The 18,455-nt window shown below is 55.5% G+C and carries 17 protein-coding genes; 10 read left to right on the top strand and 7 right to left on the bottom strand.

Annotated features, from left to right (window positions below; genetic code table 11):
- Positions 1-14 precede the first annotated feature (14 nt).
- Positions 15-1,349: a phosphate regulon sensor histidine kinase PhoR gene (phoR, locus tag MPQ_RS10815; RefSeq protein WP_013442983.1), complete on the bottom strand. Its 1,335-nt coding sequence runs from the start codon at positions 1,347-1,349 to the stop codon at positions 15-17.
- A gap of 88 nt (positions 1,350-1,437) precedes the next feature.
- Positions 1,438-2,124, bottom strand: a complete 687-nt coding sequence (gene phoB, locus MPQ_RS10810) for a phosphate regulon transcriptional regulator PhoB (RefSeq protein ID WP_013442982.1) — start codon at positions 2,122-2,124, stop codon at positions 1,438-1,440.
- Positions 2,125-2,308: 184 nt separating this feature from the next.
- Here phoB and MPQ_RS10805 point away from each other — a divergent pair, with 184 nt between their 5' ends.
- The 4 genes from MPQ_RS10805 to MPQ_RS10790 all read left to right on the top strand — a co-directional run bounded on the left by MPQ_RS10805 (position 2,309) and on the right by MPQ_RS10790 (position 5,977).
- Positions 2,309-3,976 (top strand): OFA family MFS transporter, encoded by a 1,668-nt coding sequence (locus MPQ_RS10805; RefSeq protein WP_013442981.1) that lies wholly within the window; start codon positions 2,309-2,311, stop codon positions 3,974-3,976.
- Positions 3,977-4,189: 213 nt separating this feature from the next.
- On the top strand, positions 4,190-4,639 hold the full coding sequence (gene ribH / locus MPQ_RS10800; RefSeq protein WP_013442980.1) for a 6,7-dimethyl-8-ribityllumazine synthase: 450 nt from the start codon (positions 4,190-4,192) through the stop codon (positions 4,637-4,639).
- The gene (gene nusB, locus MPQ_RS10795) at positions 4,636-5,112 is read left to right on the top strand and encodes a transcription antitermination factor NusB (RefSeq protein ID WP_013442979.1); all 477 of its coding nucleotides are present in this window, start codon (positions 4,636-4,638) and stop codon (positions 5,110-5,112) included. Before ribH ends, nusB begins: the two co-directional genes overlap by 4 nt.
- A gap of 166 nt (positions 5,113-5,278) precedes the next feature.
- Positions 5,279-5,977: an FHA domain-containing protein gene (locus tag MPQ_RS10790; RefSeq protein WP_013442978.1), complete on the top strand. Its 699-nt coding sequence runs from the start codon at positions 5,279-5,281 to the stop codon at positions 5,975-5,977.
- Between the two features lie 24 nt (positions 5,978-6,001).
- On the opposite strand, the gene MPQ_RS10785 is transcribed toward MPQ_RS10790, so the two are convergent.
- The 5 genes from MPQ_RS10785 to MPQ_RS10765 are packed head-to-tail and all read right to left on the bottom strand — an operon-like array spanning position 6,002 to position 10,388.
- Positions 6,002-6,757, bottom strand: coding sequence for a UDP-2,3-diacylglucosamine diphosphatase (locus tag MPQ_RS10785; protein WP_013442977.1), 756 nt, complete (start codon positions 6,755-6,757; stop codon positions 6,002-6,004).
- Between the two features lie 18 nt (positions 6,758-6,775).
- Positions 6,776-7,267 carry a peptidylprolyl isomerase gene (locus tag MPQ_RS10780; protein ID WP_013442976.1) on the bottom strand — a complete coding sequence of 164 codons (492 nt, stop codon included), beginning with the start codon at positions 7,265-7,267 and terminating at the stop codon, positions 6,776-6,778.
- Positions 7,260-7,928: a peptidylprolyl isomerase gene (locus MPQ_RS10775; protein WP_015830806.1), complete on the bottom strand. Its 669-nt coding sequence runs from the start codon at positions 7,926-7,928 to the stop codon at positions 7,260-7,262. Before MPQ_RS10775 ends, MPQ_RS10780 begins: the two co-directional genes overlap by 8 nt.
- A gap of 22 nt (positions 7,929-7,950) precedes the next feature.
- Positions 7,951-9,165 carry a L,D-transpeptidase family protein gene (locus MPQ_RS10770; RefSeq protein ID WP_013442974.1) on the bottom strand — a complete coding sequence of 405 codons (1,215 nt, stop codon included), beginning with the start codon at positions 9,163-9,165 and terminating at the stop codon, positions 7,951-7,953.
- A gap of 20 nt (positions 9,166-9,185) precedes the next feature.
- Positions 9,186-10,388, bottom strand: a complete 1,203-nt coding sequence (locus MPQ_RS10765) for a tetratricopeptide repeat protein (protein ID WP_013442973.1) — start codon at positions 10,386-10,388, stop codon at positions 9,186-9,188.
- A gap of 142 nt (positions 10,389-10,530) precedes the next feature.
- On the opposite strand from MPQ_RS10765, the gene cysS reads away from it, so the two are divergent.
- The 6 genes from cysS (at position 10,531) to MPQ_RS10735 (ending at position 18,328) form a co-directional block, all read left to right on the top strand.
- The gene (cysS, locus tag MPQ_RS10760; protein ID WP_041362874.1) at positions 10,531-11,901 is read left to right on the top strand and encodes a cysteine--tRNA ligase; all 1,371 of its coding nucleotides are present in this window, start codon (positions 10,531-10,533) and stop codon (positions 11,899-11,901) included.
- A 42-nt stretch (positions 11,902-11,943) separates the two neighbouring features.
- Positions 11,944-12,231 (top strand): hypothetical protein, encoded by a 288-nt coding sequence (locus tag MPQ_RS10755; RefSeq protein ID WP_013442971.1) that lies wholly within the window; start codon positions 11,944-11,946, stop codon positions 12,229-12,231.
- Positions 12,232-12,463: 232 nt separating this feature from the next.
- Positions 12,464-13,717 (top strand): TolC family protein, encoded by a 1,254-nt coding sequence (locus tag MPQ_RS10750; protein ID WP_083801084.1) that lies wholly within the window; start codon positions 12,464-12,466, stop codon positions 13,715-13,717.
- Positions 13,717-14,886 (top strand): efflux RND transporter periplasmic adaptor subunit, encoded by a 1,170-nt coding sequence (locus MPQ_RS10745; RefSeq protein WP_013442969.1) that lies wholly within the window; start codon positions 13,717-13,719, stop codon positions 14,884-14,886. The genes MPQ_RS10750 and MPQ_RS10745 overlap by 1 nt, the downstream gene beginning before the upstream one ends.
- 3 nt (positions 14,887-14,889) lie before the next feature.
- Positions 14,890-17,985, top strand: a complete 3,096-nt coding sequence (locus MPQ_RS10740; RefSeq protein ID WP_013442968.1) for an efflux RND transporter permease subunit — start codon at positions 14,890-14,892, stop codon at positions 17,983-17,985.
- 10 nt (positions 17,986-17,995) lie between these two features.
- Complete coding sequence (locus tag MPQ_RS10735; protein WP_013442967.1) at positions 17,996-18,328, top strand: P-II family nitrogen regulator; 333 nt, start codon at positions 17,996-17,998, stop codon at positions 18,326-18,328.
- The last annotated feature ends 127 nt before the right edge of the window (positions 18,329-18,455 follow it).

Raw genomic sequence — 18,455 nt, 5'->3', positions numbered from 1 at the left:
CGTTTTGCAGCGGGTCAGGCGGTGCGGGCTGCTTGATTTGATGGGGAGCTGGTTTTGTGCACCAGGCGCGCCTTGGGGAATACGGCGCTGAAGGTACTGCCTTTGCCGAATTCGCTTTCAATATCCAATCTGGCCTGGTGGCGCGTCAGGATATGCTTGACGATGGAAAGCCCCAGGCCCGTGCCCCCGGTCTCGCGTGAGCGGCTACGGTCTACCCGGTAAAAGCGTTCAGTCAGGCGGTCGATGTGCTGTTGTTCAATCCCCAGCCCGGTGTCCTTGACGCTGAATACGCCATCGGTGCCACGCGTCTTCCAGCTGATATGAATGCTGCCACCCGTTGGTGTATAGCGAATGGCATTGCTCACCAGATTGCCCAGAGCGCTGTGCAGTTCCTCCAACGCACCTGTCAGGTTCAGCGTGGTGTCCGCCTCCAGGGTGATGGTATGGCGATCATTGCTGAGGCCACGCGCTTCGTTCATCACCATGCTCAGCAGGGCATTGATATCAATTTCGGTATCCTGCGGGATGGTGGGGCTATTTTCCAGTTGCGACAAGGTCAGCAGGTCTTCCACCAGCCTGCGCATGCGGCCTGTCTGCTCCTGCATCATGTCAAAGTAGCTGCGCGTGCTATCCGGCACCGCGCCATCCATGTCGCTCAGTGTTTCCAGAAAGCCGCCTACTACCGTCAAAGGAGTGCGTAATTCATGGGAGACATTGGCAATGAAGTCGCGCCGCATGTGCTCGACCTTTTCCAGCTGGCTGATATCGCGACTGATCAACAGTTTCTGGTTGATGCCGAACGGGATGATCTGCAATTCAAGGGTGGTATCGGCGAGTCGCCAGGACTTGAGTTTGATCGGGTCGGTGTAGTTGTGTGAATCGAGGTAGCTGATGAAGTCACTGCTACGCACCAGATAACTGATAGGCTGGCCGACGTCCTGCTTCATGGACAGGCCAAGGTGCCGTTCCGCAGGCGGGTTACACCACTCGATCAGGTCGTGGCCATTCAACAGCACCACGCCATCTGGCAGTGCGCTGGCGGCATGACGAAAGCGATCGAGCGCCGAACTCAGCTGGGTCTGGCTGCGGCTGTAACGACGCTGCTGATGGTAGATAGCGGCGAATACATCTTCCCAGATGCCAGTGCCCAGCGGCATGGTGGCGAGATCGGGTTTGTTGAACCACTGCAGGAGTTTGTGTATCCAGTAAAGGTGGGTGGCGAGGTAAAGCACGACGCCCACGCCAAATACCAGTAATGCTGCAATTTCATCGACGACAGCCCACACCACCAGGCTGACGGTCACTAACAAAAAGCCGAGCCAGAAAGCTCTCCAACGAATATCGTGCACGCGGCTACCATTCCACAAATTAATAAATCACTTGCTGGAGCATTCGGCAGCCCCGACAAGTGCGACGTTGGCAAAGCGTTATTATGAGCTAGTGCGCCGAGAAACGATAGCCAACACCGCGCACGGTCTGGATCAGGTCTTCGTGCCCAGAGTCAGCCAGTGCCAGGCGCAGACGGCGAATATGCACGTCTACCGTGCGGTCTTCGACAAATACGCGATCGCCCCACACGCGGTCCAGAACCTGGCTGCGCGAGTGCACGCGCTCCGGGTTGGACATGAGGTAATGCAGCAGGCGGAATTCAGTCGGGCCAAGGTCCAGCGTGGTGCCGTTGCCGGTGACGCGGTGCGTTACCGGGTCCAGACGCAAGCCGCCAACTTCGATCGGGTCATCCGTCATCTGCGGTGCACGGCGACGCAACACGGCCTTGATACGGGCATTCAGCTCACGCGGGCTGAAAGGCTTGGTAACATAGTCATCAGCGCCCACTTCCAGGCCTTTTACCTTGTCGGCTTCTTCGCCGCGCGCTGTCAGCATGATGATGGGGATAGCCTTGGTGAATTCATCCGATTTTAACTTGCGTGCAAACTCAATGCCGCTCATGCCTGGTAGCATCCAGTCCAGTATGATCAGATCAGGCAGTGCTTCGCGAATCAGCATTTGGGCTTGTTCAACGCTGAGTGCGCGAATCGGGTTGTGACCGGCCTGGGTCAGATTAAGGGCAAGAAGCTCCTGAATGGCAGGTTCATCTTCAACAATCAATATGTTAGCGGGCATTTCATTTATCCTTGGCTTTTGCAGTGCTGCTTACTATATGACGTTAATATGACAGATTGATGACACTTGATAAACCCGAATTTTAATGCAGATTGCCAACCCTGTTTTTTTATATGATGATCTTGGCTGTCAGGTATTTGTTACTCATTAATCTTTGAAATAATAAAAAATCAGGGAGTCGGAGATGGCTGGATTTCTTTCTAAGGAACGTATTATTACCGGCGGTAATTTTAACCGCTGGCTTATTCCACCCGCGGCGCTGGCGGTCCATCTATGTATCGGCATGGCCTATGGTTTTTCCGTTTTCTGGAAGCCGTTGGGCAATGCGTTGGTAGGTGAAGATGGCAAACCGCTGGCTGCCTGCGCTGCCGGCGCTGTGACGGTAGCGGACAAACTGAGCGGTACATGGCGCGCCCTGTTCGCCACGGATTGTAATTGGACCCAGTTTGACCTGGGCTGGATGTATACGTTGTTCTTTGTACTGCTGGGCTGTTCCGCTGCCTTGTGGGGCGGCTGGCTGGAACGGGCCGGTCCACGCAAGGCGGGCCTGGTGGCCACTGTCTGCTGGTGTGGCGGCTTGTTAATCTCCGCTCTCGGTGTCTATACCCACCAGTTATGGATGATGTGGCTGGGCTCGGGGGTGATCGGTGGCATCGGGCTGGGGCTGGGCTATATTTCGCCAGTATCTACCCTGATCAAGTGGTTCCCTGATCGTCGTGGCATGGCAACCGGCATGGCCATCATGGGCTTTGGCGGCGGCGCCATGATCGGTTCGCCGTTGGCTACCAAGCTGATGAGCTATTTTGCCACGCCAACAGCGCCCGGCGTTTGGCAAACCTTTGTGGTGCTCGCGCTGATCTATACCGTCTTCATGCTGTGTGGTTCACTGGGATATCGCGTCCCCGCCTCGGACTGGAAGCCTGCCAACTGGGTCCCGCCCGTCAAGAACGCAAGCTCAGGCATGATCGCCACGCGCCATGTTCATATCAATCAAGCACACAAGACGCCACAGTTCTGGTTGTTGTGGCTGATCCTGTGCATGAATGTGTCTGCCAGTATCGGCATTATCGGGGCTGCGGCGCCTATGCTGCAGGAGACCTTTGGTGGCGCCTTGATTGACCAGGGCTCCTTGAGCTTTGCCGATATCAAGAAGGACGAAGTCCTGATTGCCAGTCTGGCTGCAGTCGGTGCCGGCTTTGTCGGCCTGGTGTCCTTGTTCAATATTTTCGGGCGCTTTGCCTGGGCGACATCTTCGGACAAGCTGGGACGTAAAACCACCTATTCGATTTTCTTCATCCTCGGTGCCCTGATGTACATGGCGGCGGCATGGGCTGCAGGTGCCAAGTCCCTGGCGGTATTCGTGGGCGCGTTCTGCATTATTGCCTCGATGTACGGCGGCGGCTTTGCCACCATTCCGGCCTATCTTGCCGATATGTTTGGCACGCAGTTCGTGGGCGCGATACATGGCCGTCTGCTGACCGCTTGGTCTACAGCCGGTATCGTCGGGCCAGTCATCGTCAACTACATGCACGATATGCGTCTTGAAGCGCAAGTGCCGTTTGATCAGGTGTATGGGCCTATCTTCTATGTGCTCGCCGGCATGCTGGTGATTGGCTTTGTGGCGAATTTGCTGGTGCGACCTGTTGCCAGCAAGCACTTCATGACCGATGCCGAACTGGCAGAGGAGAAGAAGCTGGCACATGAAAAAGTGCTGCCAGGTAACGAGTCGCAAGCAAAAGCCGCCAGCGGGGGTTCACGCGTATTGGCAGTATTTGCCTGGCTTGCAGTGGGCATTCCGGTCAGTTATGGCATCTGGAGTACCTTGCAAAAAGCCTGGGCACTGTTCCACTAAGTCACGGTTTTCACCTCATGTCTCCGGCAGTCCCGGGCATATGCCCGGGCTTCCGTTTCCCAAGCGTATGCGGCTAGGCTATAATTCAGCCTTAATTTTCCCGTTTGACGCATGTGCTTGTCTTTAAAGTGCAATGGCATAGCGTCATCCAGCATTGGACATCACGTAATTCTCGGCTTTGGCCTTTCTAAATTTAAAGTATGTGGAGTAAATGTGAGAGAACTCGCGATTGATTTAAACGGTTCCGGTTTGCAAATCGGCATTGTCCTGTCCCGCTTCAACAGCGATGTCGGTCAGGGCCTGCTGGCAGCCTGCAAGGCCGAACTGCTGAAGCGTGGCGTGGCGGAAGATGCCATTACCCTGGCAACCGTGCCAGGCGCGCTGGAAACCCCATTGGTATTGCACCATATGGCAGATAGCCAGAAATATGATGCCCTGATCGCCCTGGGTGCGATTATTCGTGGCGAGACCTACCACTTTGAAGTGGTTTCAAATGAATCCGCGCGCGGTATTTCCGAGGTTCAGCTGAATACTGGCGTTCCTGTCGCCAACGCCATCCTCACCACCGAGAATGACGAGCAGGCGCTGGAGCGTGTGGCTGTCAAGGGTGCTGAAGCTGCAGCGGTTGCAATTGAGATGGTTAACCTGTTGAAGGCTTTATGAGCGATACCGATCAAAAGCCTGGCGATGCCAAGCCGGTAAAAGCCTCGAGAAATCGTCGCAAGTCGCGCGAACTGGCCCTGAAAGGCATCTATCGCAACCTGCTGAATCAGGCCGATTTTCGCGCCATTCTGCGTGAGCTGGCGGACGAGCCGGAATTTGACAAGGCCGACCAGGAATACCTGCGCAAATTGCTGGACGGTGTGCTGGCGGAGCGCGAAGAGCTGGATCGCCGGATTGCCGTGTTTGTGGATAGACCCATGCAGGAACTCAGCCCGATCGAACATGGCATTCTCTGCCTGTCGGCCTATGAGCTGATTTTTGACCTGAGCATTCCCTATCGCGTCGCGATCAATGAAGGCGTCGAACTTGCCAAGATTTATGGCGGCACCGATGGCCATAAATACGTTAATGGCGTGCTCGACAAGCTGGCTGCTGAAGCCCGTCCGGGCGAAGTTAACCGTCACACCCGCTAGTCATCATCCGCATGGCAGGACGTGTCACATCTCGTCCTGCCAAGCTTCAATTTCCCTTGTCTCCCATGTAAGATCAAGCGCCTGGTCAGACCTCTGCTGACCAGTAAAAGGGTGCTGCTGCATTTCCCATCCTTAATTTCTGGCCCGCAGATTTGGAAAATTTCACATGGCAAAGCTGCTCTTCTCTCTGGATGGCAATCTGCTCGGCGAATATCCCCTGGACAAACCGTTGCTGCGGATTGGCCGCCGTCGCGACAACGACATTGCCATCGATAATCTCATGATCAGTGGCGAGCATGCTCAGGTCATGTCGATCGGCCGGAATGCCTTGTTACAGGATCTGGATAGCACAAATGGCACCATGATTAATGGGGTACGTGTGAAACAGCATGTATTGCAGCATGGCGACATCATCATGCTGGGGCACTACCAATTGCGCTATTGGGACGAGGCCACGGCCTCCGGCAATCCTGTTCCCGTTGATGCCTCAGCGGTTGCGCCTGAAGCAGATGAATCACATCCATTTCCTCGTGTATGGCCCTCCGGGGAGAGGGCCGCGTCGGTAGGCACCTGCGCGGGTCGACTCTATGTCATTAGTGGCCCGGATTTCGGCAAGGATATTTTGCTGAACCAGGCTGTCACACACTTGGGTAGCTCGGATATGCCCGTGGCGATGATCTTGCAGGATGGAGCTGATTACCGGATTCAGCCTGTGGAAGGTGGCGAGTCGCTGACGGTGAATGGTCGCCCGCTGGCGGGCAATATGGCGGGCAAGCCAAGCCTGCAACTGCAGGATCACGATCTGATCGCCTACGATGGCGTAAAAATGGAGTTTTATCTTGCTGCGGATGAAACCGCGCTTTAAGCCTGCAAGCCCGGCGGTTGTTAGTTAGAGCAGGCTGCTGTTGCAGCCTGTGGCGTCCAGGCGCAGATAGCTGCCCTGTTCATACCAGTCACCCAATACCCAGCGCTGACAACTATGTCCATGCAGCGTGAGCTGATGGCAAGCAGGGCGATGGGTATGGCCATGAATCAGTAATTCGGGATATGCCCAATCAGAGAATAAAGCAGCAACGGCCTCATCATTGACATCCATGATGTCGGCCTGCTTGATGGATTTTTCGGATTCGCTACGCATGCGGATGGCTTCAATCTGCATTTTGCGTGTTGCCAGGGGCTGTTGCAGAAAAACCTGCTGCCAGTCCAGTTTGCGCACCAGCTGACGAAACTCCTGATAGGCCACATCGTCGGTACACAGCAGATCACCATGGCTCAGCAAGACGCGTTTGCCATAAAGGTCATGCAACACGGGATCTGCCAACAGCGTCACGCCAGACGCTTCAGCAAAGCGCTCGCCGATCAGAAAGTCACGATTGCCATGCATGAAGTAGCATGCGGTGCCGGATTGCGTGAGTGCGCGCAGTCCGTGGATGATGGTCTGGTGATGCGGATCGTTGACCTCATCATCGCCCGCCCAGTATTCGAACAGATCGCCCAGAATATAAAGCCGCTCGGCATGGCGGGCTTCGCCTTGCAGCAGATGCAAAAATGCCCGGCTGATTTCCGGCCGGGCATCGCAAAGATGCAGATCGGAAATGAACAGGCTATACGGCAGGGTAGCGCTCAATGCATTTCCATCTGACATCAGGGTGGGGCGCCTGAATTAAACGACTTCGGCGCGCTCGATAATGACGCTTTCCACGGGCACATCCTGGTGACCATTGCGGCTACCGGTCTTTACCTTTTTGATCTTGTCGATCACTTCAGTACCGGCCGTTACCTTGCCAAATACACAGTAACCCCAGCCTTGGGCGGTTGGCGAGGTGAAGTTCAGGAAGTCATTGTCTGCCACGTTGATGAAGAATTGGCTGCTTGCCGAATCCGGGTTCGGGGTGCGGGCCATGGCAATGGTATAGGCCTTGTTCACCAGGCCATTGTTGGCTTCGTTCTTGATCGGGGCATTGGTTGGCTTCTGGCTCATGCTGGGCTCAAAGCCGCCACCCTGAATCATGAAACCATCAATCACGCGATGGAAAATAGTGTTGTTGTAAAAGCCGCTTTCCACGTATTCCAGAAAGTTGGCAACGGTTGCTGGTGCTTTTTCCGCATCCAGTTCCAGAGTGATTTCACCAAAGTTGGTATGAAGTTTAACCACGTTTTTTTCCTTTAAGAGCAGGTTTTGAAGAGGGGGTAGTGGGCACTGCGCGCACGGGCTGTTCAGGCTCCACAGGGGTATCCAGGGTAGTGACTTTTTCAATCACCACGTTTTCAACCGGAACATTGTCAAACTTGCCTACGCTTCTGGTGGGGATTTTGGCCATCTTTTCCACGATGGACATGCCGCGAATGACTTTGCCAAACACGCAGTAACCAAAATAAGCCGGGTCAGGTTTGTAGAAGTTGAGGAATTTATTGTCCGAGAGATTGATGAAAAACTGGGAACGCGCTGAATTCGGGTCAAATGCACGGGCCATGGCCAAGGTGCCTGGCTCGTTTTTCAGGCCATTATTGGCTTCGTTCTCAATCGGGTTATAGGTGCTTTTCTCCTGAAAATCCACGGCGAAACCTCCGCCTTGCACCATAAAGCGGTCAATGATGCGATGGAACATGGTGCCCGTATAAAAGCCGCTCTGCACGTATTGCATGAAGTTGGCGACAGTCTTGGGCGCACGGTCAGGATACAGCTCAACAATAAAGCTGCCCAGATTGGTTTGAAACTCCAGTTGCGGTTTTTGGCTGTGAACGCCGTCGGCCATGGCTGCAGGCGTCAACATTAATAGAAAAAGGAATAGCCACGCTTCCCATCGTGTTTGCATTGATCAGGCTCCTCTGAAAGGGTCAAGCTGCCCCTTCGTATAATATTTTCCAGCGCTGTCCTTCGTAGATCCAGTACTGGCGTTTCCGCATGCGGCTGTCCAGGAATTCACTTTTGAATTCCTGATCAAAACTGACTACTGCCATTGGAATTTGGCTATTAGGATAGCGGATCATGCTGATATTGGATAGCACGATGCTGACGGGCTTCTTGTCAGACTGGATGCGGCGCTTCTCGCGTGACCAGCCATTGATGTCGCTGGTCTGGCTGAAAAACCGATCCGAATAATGGCTGAGATAGCGGTCGGTATCTTGTGCTTGCCAGTCCTGGCGCCATTGGTCCAGCGCCTTTTGCAGCTGCGGTTGTTCAGGCGCTGCCTGGGTAACCCATTTCAGCTGGGAGACGATGATGAATGGCGTGCCCCCTTGCTGCAATATCGGCCCCAGGGTTTCCAGGTCAGGATTGGAAATCACGACGCAGCCATCGCTGGCGCGTGGCGGACGGCTGTAGGTGTTGCTGGGCGTGCCATGCAGCCAGATGCCGTGTCCCTTTTTGCCTTGCTGCCTGTCCCACTCATTTGGATAGCTGAGGGGATAAGCGGCTCTGCCGTAAAAATCAGGCAGTTTGCTGGTCAGTTTGCTGCTGGCGGTATAAACGCCCAGGGGGGTACGTTTGTCACCCTCGCTGGATTTCTCGCTGCCATTACGGCCGATGGTTACGTAATAGTCCGCGACGTATGTCGGTTTGCCGCCAATATTCTGATAGAGATAAAGCCGTGATTTATCGGCATCCACCACGATGACGTATTTTTGCGTGGGGTCGATTTGCCACAGCGGTTCGGGAACACCCTGGGGGGCATGACTTTCCAGATACCGCTCAATACGCATGCGTGCTTCGGCTTTAAAGTCTTCAACAGAGGGCGAATTATTTTGTGGCGTGTTGCCAAAGCCTTCCAGTTGCTGGGATTTGGCCATCAGCAGGTCGCCGCGTATCAGGTAGGCCAGTTTGAAGTTGGGCGCAATCGAGATGAGCTCATCCACCGTGTTCAAGGCCTGCTGCAACTGACCACGCGTGATCTGCAACAAGCCCTTCACAACCAGGCTTTCCGGGTAATTCGGGCCGAAACTGCTATTGCTGAGTGTGCCTGTGTAGTCCAGTCTATCCAGCGCAGGCACATTCCAGGGCACCATGATGGAGGCCATGAGCAGTATCTGTAAAAAGGTTTTGATCGTATTCATGCAGTATCAGTCACCGGCGGCTAGCGGTCGGTCAGCTCCTGTTCGATCAGCCAGCGATTGCCGCCCTTTTTCAGAACCAGCGTTTTGCTGGTGCGCATGGCCGTGCCACCTGCGCGGTAGCTTTGCTTGAAGCTGGCGCGTACCAGGTCACCATCCTGCTTGAAGCGCAGGTTGCTGACTTCCACTGAAATACTGGCGGGTGCGCTGATGCGTTGCTTGCGGGTTTTTTCCCACTCCTGGCGCGATTGTCCATCCGGAGTCTTGAAGCTCGCGCCATAACTCGCCAGATAAGCCGGCACATTTTTATCGGACCAGGCTTTTGCCCACTGACGCACGGCTTGCTCTATGGCTTGCTCATCCAGATTGCCAGCTGATTTATTGCTACCGGATTTAGCCTGATCCTGAGGCTTGGTTGGCTCGGCGGCTGGCTTGCTGGTTTCGGCAGTCTTGGGCGGCACGGGCGTTGGTTTGGGCGGAGTCTCGGCCGGCATCTCAGGCTTGGGAGCCGCTGGTTTGGCATCGGGTGTCTTGATCTCCGTCACCACGGAGGCAGGTCTGGAGGGGGTGTCCGGTTTTGCCGGTATTTCGTATTTCACCACTGGCTTGGTCTGTTCCAGCGCCCGTACTTGGCCGTTGCCCAGATTGACCAGCGGAGCCGGCGCTAATGTAAAGCTGGTTGCCGAATTGGATTGACTTGCCAACTGGGTGGGTGGCGCAGATGTGGACAGTGACTTGATCAAGGCCAGTTTGCTCTGTGGGCGGGCATTGCCATTATCCAGTTGCAGAGCCTTGTCATATGCCTGTGAGGCCATGCGCGCGTAGATGTCTCCCAGATTTTCATGGGCAGTGGCATAGCTGGGATGCGTTTTGATCGCGCTTTCAAGTGCCTGGCGCGCCTTGTCATATTCTCCGCGCTCGGCGTACAGCACTGCCAGATTGTTATAAGGCTCTGGCAATGCAGGATATTTTTCCGTCATCTCGGTAAAGGCCTTCATGGCCTCGTCGCGTTTTCCGCTATCCGTGAGAATGACACCCCGCAAAAAGAGCGCGTCCACACTCTTGGGATTCTTGGCGATGTAGGCATTGAGCTTGGTCAGGGCCTGAGGGGCCTGGCCAAGTTGCGCCAGCTGGCTGATGTCTTTGAGTTCGTCAGCCTGAGCGGCGACAGGAAGGATCAATGCCAGTACAACAAACAGGGGGGGTAAAGTGCGCAGGGCAGGCATTGTGTTATACTTTTCGCGATTTCTTTTCAGTGCAACAATTCTATCAATAGCAGGTTCAACCTCCAATAGCTCGCCATGCAGACCGTTGATTTACCTCAGTATGCTGCCTGATGATGACCTTGGATTCGAGCGCCATCATACCATGTTAAAATTCTACAATTCCCTGGCTCGTGAAAAACAGACATTTGTGCCTATTGTCGCTGGCAAAGTGAGCATGTATGTGTGTGGCATGACGGTCTACGATTATTGCCACCTGGGGCATGCCCGCGTGATGGTGGTGTTTGATATGGTGAACCGCTGGCTGCGCACATCGGGGTATGACGTTACCTATGTGCGCAATATTACGGATATCGATGACAAGATCATCAAGCGTGCCCAGGAGAATGGCGAATCCATCCAGGCCCTCACCAGCCGTTTTATTACCGCCATGGATGAGGATGCCGCGCGCCTGGGCGTGATGCGCCCGGATCTGGAGCCTAAGGCCACAGAGCATATTACCGGCATGCTCGATATGATTGCCGCCCTGATTGAAAAAGGCTTTGCCTATCCTGCGGACAATGGCGATGTGTTTTATTCCGTCTCCAGCTTTGCGGGCTATGGCAAGCTCTCGGGGAAGTCACTCGAAGACCTGCGGGCGGGCGAGCGCGTCGAAATTGACCAATACAAACGTGACCCCATGGACTTTGTGTTGTGGAAAGCGGCCAAACCCGGCGAGCCCAGCTGGGACTCGCCCTGGGGCAAGGGTAGGCCAGGCTGGCATATCGAGTGCTCCGCCATGGGGGCTTGCCATCTCGGGCCGCATTTTGACATCCACGGCGGCGGGCAGGATCTGCAATTCCCGCACCATGAAAATGAAATTGCCCAGTCAGAGGCGGCCAATGGCTGCACCTTTGTCAATTACTGGATGCATAACGGCTTCATCCGCGTGGACGATGAAAAAATGTCCAAATCACTGGGCAATTTCTTCACGATACGCCAGGTCCTGGAAAAATATGATGCCGAGGTCGTGCGCTTTTTCATTCTGCGCGCGCAATACCGTAGCCCGCTGAATTATTCCGACCATCATCTGGACGATGCGCGCCAGGCCCTGACCCGCCTTTATACCGCCCTGCGCGGGCTGGCATTGCCGACATTCACCATCGATTGGCAACAGCCGCAGGCGGCTCGCTTCAAGGCGGCCATGGACGATGACTTCAATACTTCAGAAGCCTTTGCCGTCCTGTTTGAGCTGGCGAGCGAGGTTAACCGGACAGCGTCACTGGCTGACGCTGCGCTGCTCAAGGCGCTTGCCGGTTTATTGGGGTTATTGCAACGCGATCCTGAAACTTTTCTGCAGGGAGGCGAGTCTGCACAAGGACGCTCTGCGGATGAGATTGAGCAATTCATACAATTGCGCCTGCAAGCCCGGCAATCGAAAAACTTTGCCGAGGCGGATCGCATACGCAAGCAACTGGCCGATGAGGGCATCCTGCTGGAAGATAGTCCACAGGGCACCAGCTGGCGTCGTGCCTGATCCATTGGCAAGATTACGGAAAAATAGAGATATAATCGCAGCATGACCTTACGCAAGTCCATTCTGGTAATCCTGAGCCTCGTGCTCTGCTTCAGCCTGTTTTCACAACAGGCTGATTACGCCTATGAAATGGACTATGACGATGTGGCTGTGGTGTTCAACGATGCTCCTCAAGTCGGCAGTGACGACAAGCTGGATTTCAATGATCCTGTCGTGATTCCCTTGCAGCCCACCGCTCTTTATGTAGCAGTGACGGCAACCAGCGCTGCACTGAGCAACCTTTACATTTCTCCCCCTATCACCCGGTTCCTCCGACCCCCTCTGCTTTAAATCCCCAACCTTTTAAAGGTTGGCGTAACCTTTGCTAACCAATTAAGGGTTTGCAAACCGTTACGCCTGTCTCGAGTGTGTTGATATCAACACCACTGCTTATTGCGGCCGCATTTTTGTATTACTTTGTATTACTGTTGCAGTTGTCATCAGCCTCAGTAATGAAGACACGGAAGCTATGAATACACAAAACATGAGTATCAAGCACCATCATGGTGCAGGGGGTTCGTCGATGGCGAATATAAAAAACAAGAGTCTGATCATTAGCCTGACGTTGGCGATGGCCTTATATGGCAGCATTGCCCAAGCACAAACCGAACTGGGATTGCGTGATGTTCTGGACAATGCCATGGCGCAAAACCCGGTCATGGCCATGTCTCAGGCACAGCAAGATGCTGCTAACGCCGCAGTGACCACCGCCACGGCTTACATCAATCCCGAGTTTGAAGTGGCTGCGGGCCCTACGCGTAGCCGCAGTGGCTCTAATGAAGTGAGCACCAAGTGGGATGTCGGCATTTCGCAGCCGCTGGAATTTCCTGGTGTGAGAGGTGCGCGTCGTGAAATGGCCGAGTCCAATGTCCGGGCCGCTGGCGTTAGCCGCACCTTGACAGGCATTGAGCTGCGGACGCGTGTGAAATCTGCCTTTTACGACGTGCTGCAGCGACAAGCTGTGCTGCGACTGGTAGAAGGTGATCGCAATCTGCTGCAACAAATCCGCGAGCGGGTGAAGTTGCGTGTCGATACCGGCGAAGCGGCCAAGTATGAGCTGATCAAGGCCGATACTGAAGCACTCGCCGCAGAGCGCGATTATCAGGCTGCCCTGGTGCGTATCTCCGAAGCCAAAGCCTATTTGCGAGGTCTGGTGGGCCCCGGTATGCCCATGGAGTTTGATGTGAAGGGCGAGCTGCCTCTGGCCGATACCCTGCCTACGCTCCAGCAACTCCGTCAGAAAATCGATGAAAGCCCCCAGCTGGCGCAGATTCGTGCCATACGTGAAGCTGCCGAGGCACGTCTTCGTCTGGAAGAAAAGCTGCGTAATCCTGGCCTGACCCTGAAAGGTGGCTTTGAACAGGACCCCGATTACTCCACCGTTCGTCTTGGTGTGGCGATTCCCTTGCCTGTGTGGAATCAGCGGCAAGGCCCGATCGCAGAAGCTGCTGCGGGTGTGCGCCAGGTAACGGCAGCACTGAGTGAGCGCGAGCTTTCTTTGCAGCGCGATGTGGATTCCGCTTACCAGCGCTACCTGATTGCACAGGGGCAGGTGAATTCCTTTGAGAGCGGCCTCTTGAACCAGGCCGAATCGGCACTCAAGGTGGCCGAATCCGCCTACCGCTTTGGCGAGCGCGGCATTCTGGATTATCTGGATGCACAGCGCACCTACCGCGCCGTGCGCAAGGATTATCTGGCCGCACGCTACGATTACGTTAACTCGATGCTTGAGATTGAGCGTCTGCTTGGCACTGAACTTCTGGAGGTTAAGTCTTAATGGTTTCTTATTCCGCAGTACAAAAAACAACCCGTGCCAGCATTCTGGTATTAAGCCTTTTAATGGGCATGAGCCTCGTCGGCTGTAAACCTGCCGAAGAGGAAAAACCGGCTGCCGAAGCGGTCGACCCCAATATTGTCGAGCTCACGCCATCGCTGCAACAACAGGTTAAGCTCGAAACCGTAGGCATGTCCGATATCCGCGAAACATTGCGCATACCGGGCAGTGTGCAGGTGGACGAGCAGCGCATGGCGCGTATCGGCGCCTCGGTGACCGGCCGTATCACGGATATTGACGTCGTGCTGGGCCAGGATGTGAAACAGGGTCAGGTGCTGGCCACGGTGAACAGTACCGAGCTCGCGCAGAATCAACTGCTTTATATCAAGGCCATGCAGCAGATTTCCCTGCAAACCAAGGCCGTGGAGCGTGCCCGCCTGTTGCTGAATGCGGATGTGATCAGCGCAGCTGAAGTACAGCGCCGCGAAGCCGAATTGAGCGCTGCGCAGGCAGAGCTCAATGCTGCGCGCGATCAGTTGATGATTCTGGGCATGAGCTCTTCCGCCATTGCACAGTTGTCGAAGTCTGGTCAGATTCACTCGTTCAGCAGTGTATCGGCACGTCTTGCCGGCACCATCATCAGCCGCAAGGTCAATCTTGGTCAGGTGGTGCAGCCAGCCGAAGAGTTGTTTATCGTGGCCGACCTGTCGCATGTCTGGGCGGTGGCTGAAGTGCCTGAACAGCAAGTGGGCCTGATTCAGGAAGGGGAAGAAGTCATGATTGAAATCCCCGCGCTGAACAACCGCCAGTTCAAGGGCAAGCTGATTTATGTCGGCGATATCGTCAATCCGCAAACCCGGACCGTGACCGTGCGTACCGATCTGGAAAATGCGGACGACACCATCAAGCCCGACATGCTGGTTTCCATGGTCGTGCAGTCGTTGCCTACGCCCAAGCTGGCCGTACCCATGCAAGGCATCGTACGTGAAAACGACCGTGACCACGTATTCGTACAGATCGCGCCTAACAAATTCCGCTTGCGTGAAGTCGTGCTGGGCCCTGAGTTTCAGGGTATGGCCACTGTCGAAAGTGGCGTTGTTGCCGGTGATGTCGTGGTGGCAGACGGTGCTTTCCACGTGAACAACGAGCGCAAGCGCAAAGAACTGGAGTAAACCATGATTGAGTCGTTAATACGCTCTGCGCTGCAACAGCGCATCGTGGTGGTGGTGCTCGCCCTCGCCATGATGGTGGCTGGTCTTTTTGCAGTGAATAAACTGTCGGTGGATGCCTTCCCGGACGTAACTAATGTGCAGGTGCAAATCGCTACCCAGGCCACTGGTCGCTCGCCAGAAGAAGTCGAGCGCTTCATTACCGTGCCGCTGGAAATGTCGATGACCGGCTTGCCCGGTCTCACCGAAATGCGCTCCCTCAACAAGAACGGTTTGTCGCTGATCACCCTGGTGTTCACGGACGACACTGATGTGTTCTTCTCGCGCCAGCTGGTGATGGAGCGTCTGATGGAGGTGATGGAACGCATGCCGGAAGGCGTGACGCCTGTGCTGGGGCCGGTGTCTACCGGTCTGGGCGAGGTGTACCAGTACACGCTGGATAAACCCGCGGATGGCAAGCAGGAGCTTTCCGTTTCCGAGCTGATGGAGCGTCGCGCCGTGCAGGACTGGGTGGTGCGGCCTCTGCTGCGCGGTATCCCCGGTGTGGCAGAAATCAATTCGCAAGGCGGTTACGTCAAGCAATACCAGGCGCTGGTGAATCCCGACCGCATGAACCATTACGGTGTGAAGCTGCACGATGTGTATCAGGCACTGGCGCGCAACAACGCCAATAGCGGCGGCGGCATTCTCCCGCATTACGCCGAGCAGTACCTGATCCGCGGTGTGGGGTTGGTGAAAAGTCTGGAAGACATCCGCCGTATCGTGATCAAGGAGCAGAATGGCACGCCGGTCTACATGCGGGATGTGGCCGAAGTGCAACTGGGCCATGAGGTACGAGTCGGTGCGCTGCTGAAGAATGGCGAGACCGAGTCGGTAGGCGGTATTGTCATGATGATGCGTGGCGGCAATGCGAAAGAAGTTGTCAGCCGCATCAAGGAACGCGTCAAGGAAATCAACGACAAAGGCATGCTGCCCGGTGGTTTGCAGATCGTGCCTTTTTACGACCGTAGCGAGCTGGTCGATGCCGCATTAAGCACGGTGACCAAGGTGCTGATCGAAGGTATTTTCCTGGTGATCATCGTGCTGTTCCTGTTCCTGGGGGATGTGCGCTCCAGCCTGATTGTGGTGGGGACGCTGATCCTGACACCTTTGATTACCTTCATGGCAATGAATTACTACGGCATCTCCGCCAACCTGATGTCGCTGGGGGGCCTGGCGATCGCCATTGGCTTGATGGTCGATGGTTCGGTGGTGGTGGTGGAAAACACGTTCCACCATCTGGGTCACCGCAAGGATGAAAGCAAGATTCGCGTGGTATTCGAAGCCGCCGCTGAAGTCGCGACCCCGGTGCTGTTTGGCGTGGGCATTATCATTCTGGTGTTCCTGCCGCTGATGACCTTGCAGGGCATGGAAGGCAAGATGTTTGCGCCGCTGGCCTATACCATTGCGATCGCGCTGTTTGTGTCGCTGGTGCTGTCACTGACGCTGACGCCGGCCATGTGCTCGTTCATCCTCAAGGGCGGTAGCGGCGAAGATACGCGCATGATCCAGGCCATGAAGCGGCCTTATCTGCGGCTGCTGGATGCTTCCGTCAGCAACCCCAAGAAGACCGTCGGCATCGCCGGGGCTGTGTTCGTTGGTACCCTGATGTTGTTCCCCTTGCTCGGCACGGCGTTTATTCCCGAGATGAAGGAAGGTTCGATCGTGCCTAGCATCATCCGTACGCCGAATATTTCGCTGGAAGAATCCCTGAAACTCGAGCAGGAGGCGTTGGCTAGCATTGCCAAGGTGGATGGTGTGCGTGGGGTGGTGTCTGGTGTGGGACGTGGCGAGAGTCCGGCAGACCCGCAGGGGCAGAATGAATCCACGCCGATTGTCAGCCTGAAACCACGTGATGAGTGGCCCGAAGGCTGGAATCAGGACAGCATTGCCGATGCCATCCGCGAGAAGATCAAGCACATTCCTGGCATCCAGGTGGTGATGTCGCAGCCGATTGCCGCGCGGGTAGCCGAGCTGGTGACGGGCGTGCGTTCCGATGTCGCCGTCAAGGTGTTTGGTTCGGATATCGGCGTGCTCAAAGCCAAGGCGGATGAAATTGCCCGCGTTGCCGGCACTATCCCCGGCGCGCAGGATATGCGGGTGGAGAAGATGACCGGCCAGCAATATCTGACCATTGATATTGACCGCGAAGCCATCGCCCGTCACGGCATCAATGTGGCGGATATCCATGATGTGATTGAAACCGCGATTGGCGGCAAGGTGGCGACCGAGGTGTTTGAGGGCGAGCGCCGCTTTGAAGCTGCGGTGCGTTTCCCCGAGTCCTTCCGGAACAATGTGGATGCCATCAACCACATCATGGTGACCTCGGCCAACGGTTCGCGCGTGGCGCTGAAAGATCTGGCGGATATTACCGTGCGTGATGGCCCGACCCAGATTGCCCGCGAGTCTGCCAAGCGCCGTATTGTGGTGGGCGTTAACGTGAAAGACCGTGACCTGGGTGGCTTTGTCGCCGAGTTGCAGCAAAAGGTGGAAGCCAAGGTCAAATTGCCCGAAGGCTATTACATTGTCTGGGGCGGTCAGTTCCAGAACATGGAGCGGGCGATGAGCCATCTGATGGTGATTATTCCGATTACCATCGGCGCGATTTTCTTCCTGCTGTTCCTGCTGTTCAAGTCAGTACGGTTTGCCACGCTGATTATTCTGGTGCTGCCATTTGCCTCCATCGGCGGGGTGATTGCCCTGTTTGTGACGGGCGAATACCTGTCGGTCCCTGCCTCGGTGGGCTTTATCGCCCTGTGGGGTATCGCGGTGCTGAACGGGGTGGTACTGGTGTCCTACATACGCAGTTTGCGTGATGAGGGAAAATCACAGCTGGAAGCCATCAAACAGGGCTGCGCCCAGCGGTTCCGTCCGGTCATGATGACCGCCACGGTCGCCATGCTGGGTCTGGTGCCTTTCCTGTTTGCCACCGGGCCTGGCTCGGAAGTCCAGCGGCCGCTGGCAATTGTGGTGATCGGCGGTTTGATCACCTCCACCGTACTGACGCTGGTGGTATTGCCAACGCTGTATCGCTGGTTTGAAGAACCCCGTGTTGAAGCATGAGGAGTGAACCATGAAAGAGATTAAAGCTGTAGTGCAGCCACACCGCTTGCCCAAGATTCGCTCCGCCCTGCGCAATATCAAGGGTTTCCCCGGCATGACGGTCAGCAAGGCAGATGGTTGCGGTCACCATCTGTCCAACACGCACAATGTGCGCGAAGAGCTGACCGATTACAGCCCCAAGGTGCGCATTGAGCTGGTGGCACCGGATGAGCTGGTCGAGGGTATCCTGCAGGTGCTGGTGGAAGTGGGGCATACCGGTCAGCATGGCGATGGTATCGTCTGGGTGACTCCGGTTGAGCGCATGATACGCCTCTCGGAAAAGATCATCGTCCATGATTGCTGAGTAAGCGTTTCTCGTTGTAACACCATGCAAAAGGCCCCGTTGTGGGCCTTTTGCATGTCTGCCGCATGATGATTGCTAAGCCGGCGGCTTATCCTGTACTCTTTGGGGCACATCAACTCGCAGGGGG

The sequence above is a fragment of the Methylovorus sp. MP688 genome, assembly GCF_000183115.1.
Classification (GTDB): Bacteria; Pseudomonadota; Gammaproteobacteria; order Burkholderiales; family Methylophilaceae; genus Methylovorus; species Methylovorus glucosotrophus.
The sequence above is the reverse complement of the archived record's forward strand: the minus strand, read 5'-3'. Positions and strand labels throughout refer to the sequence as shown.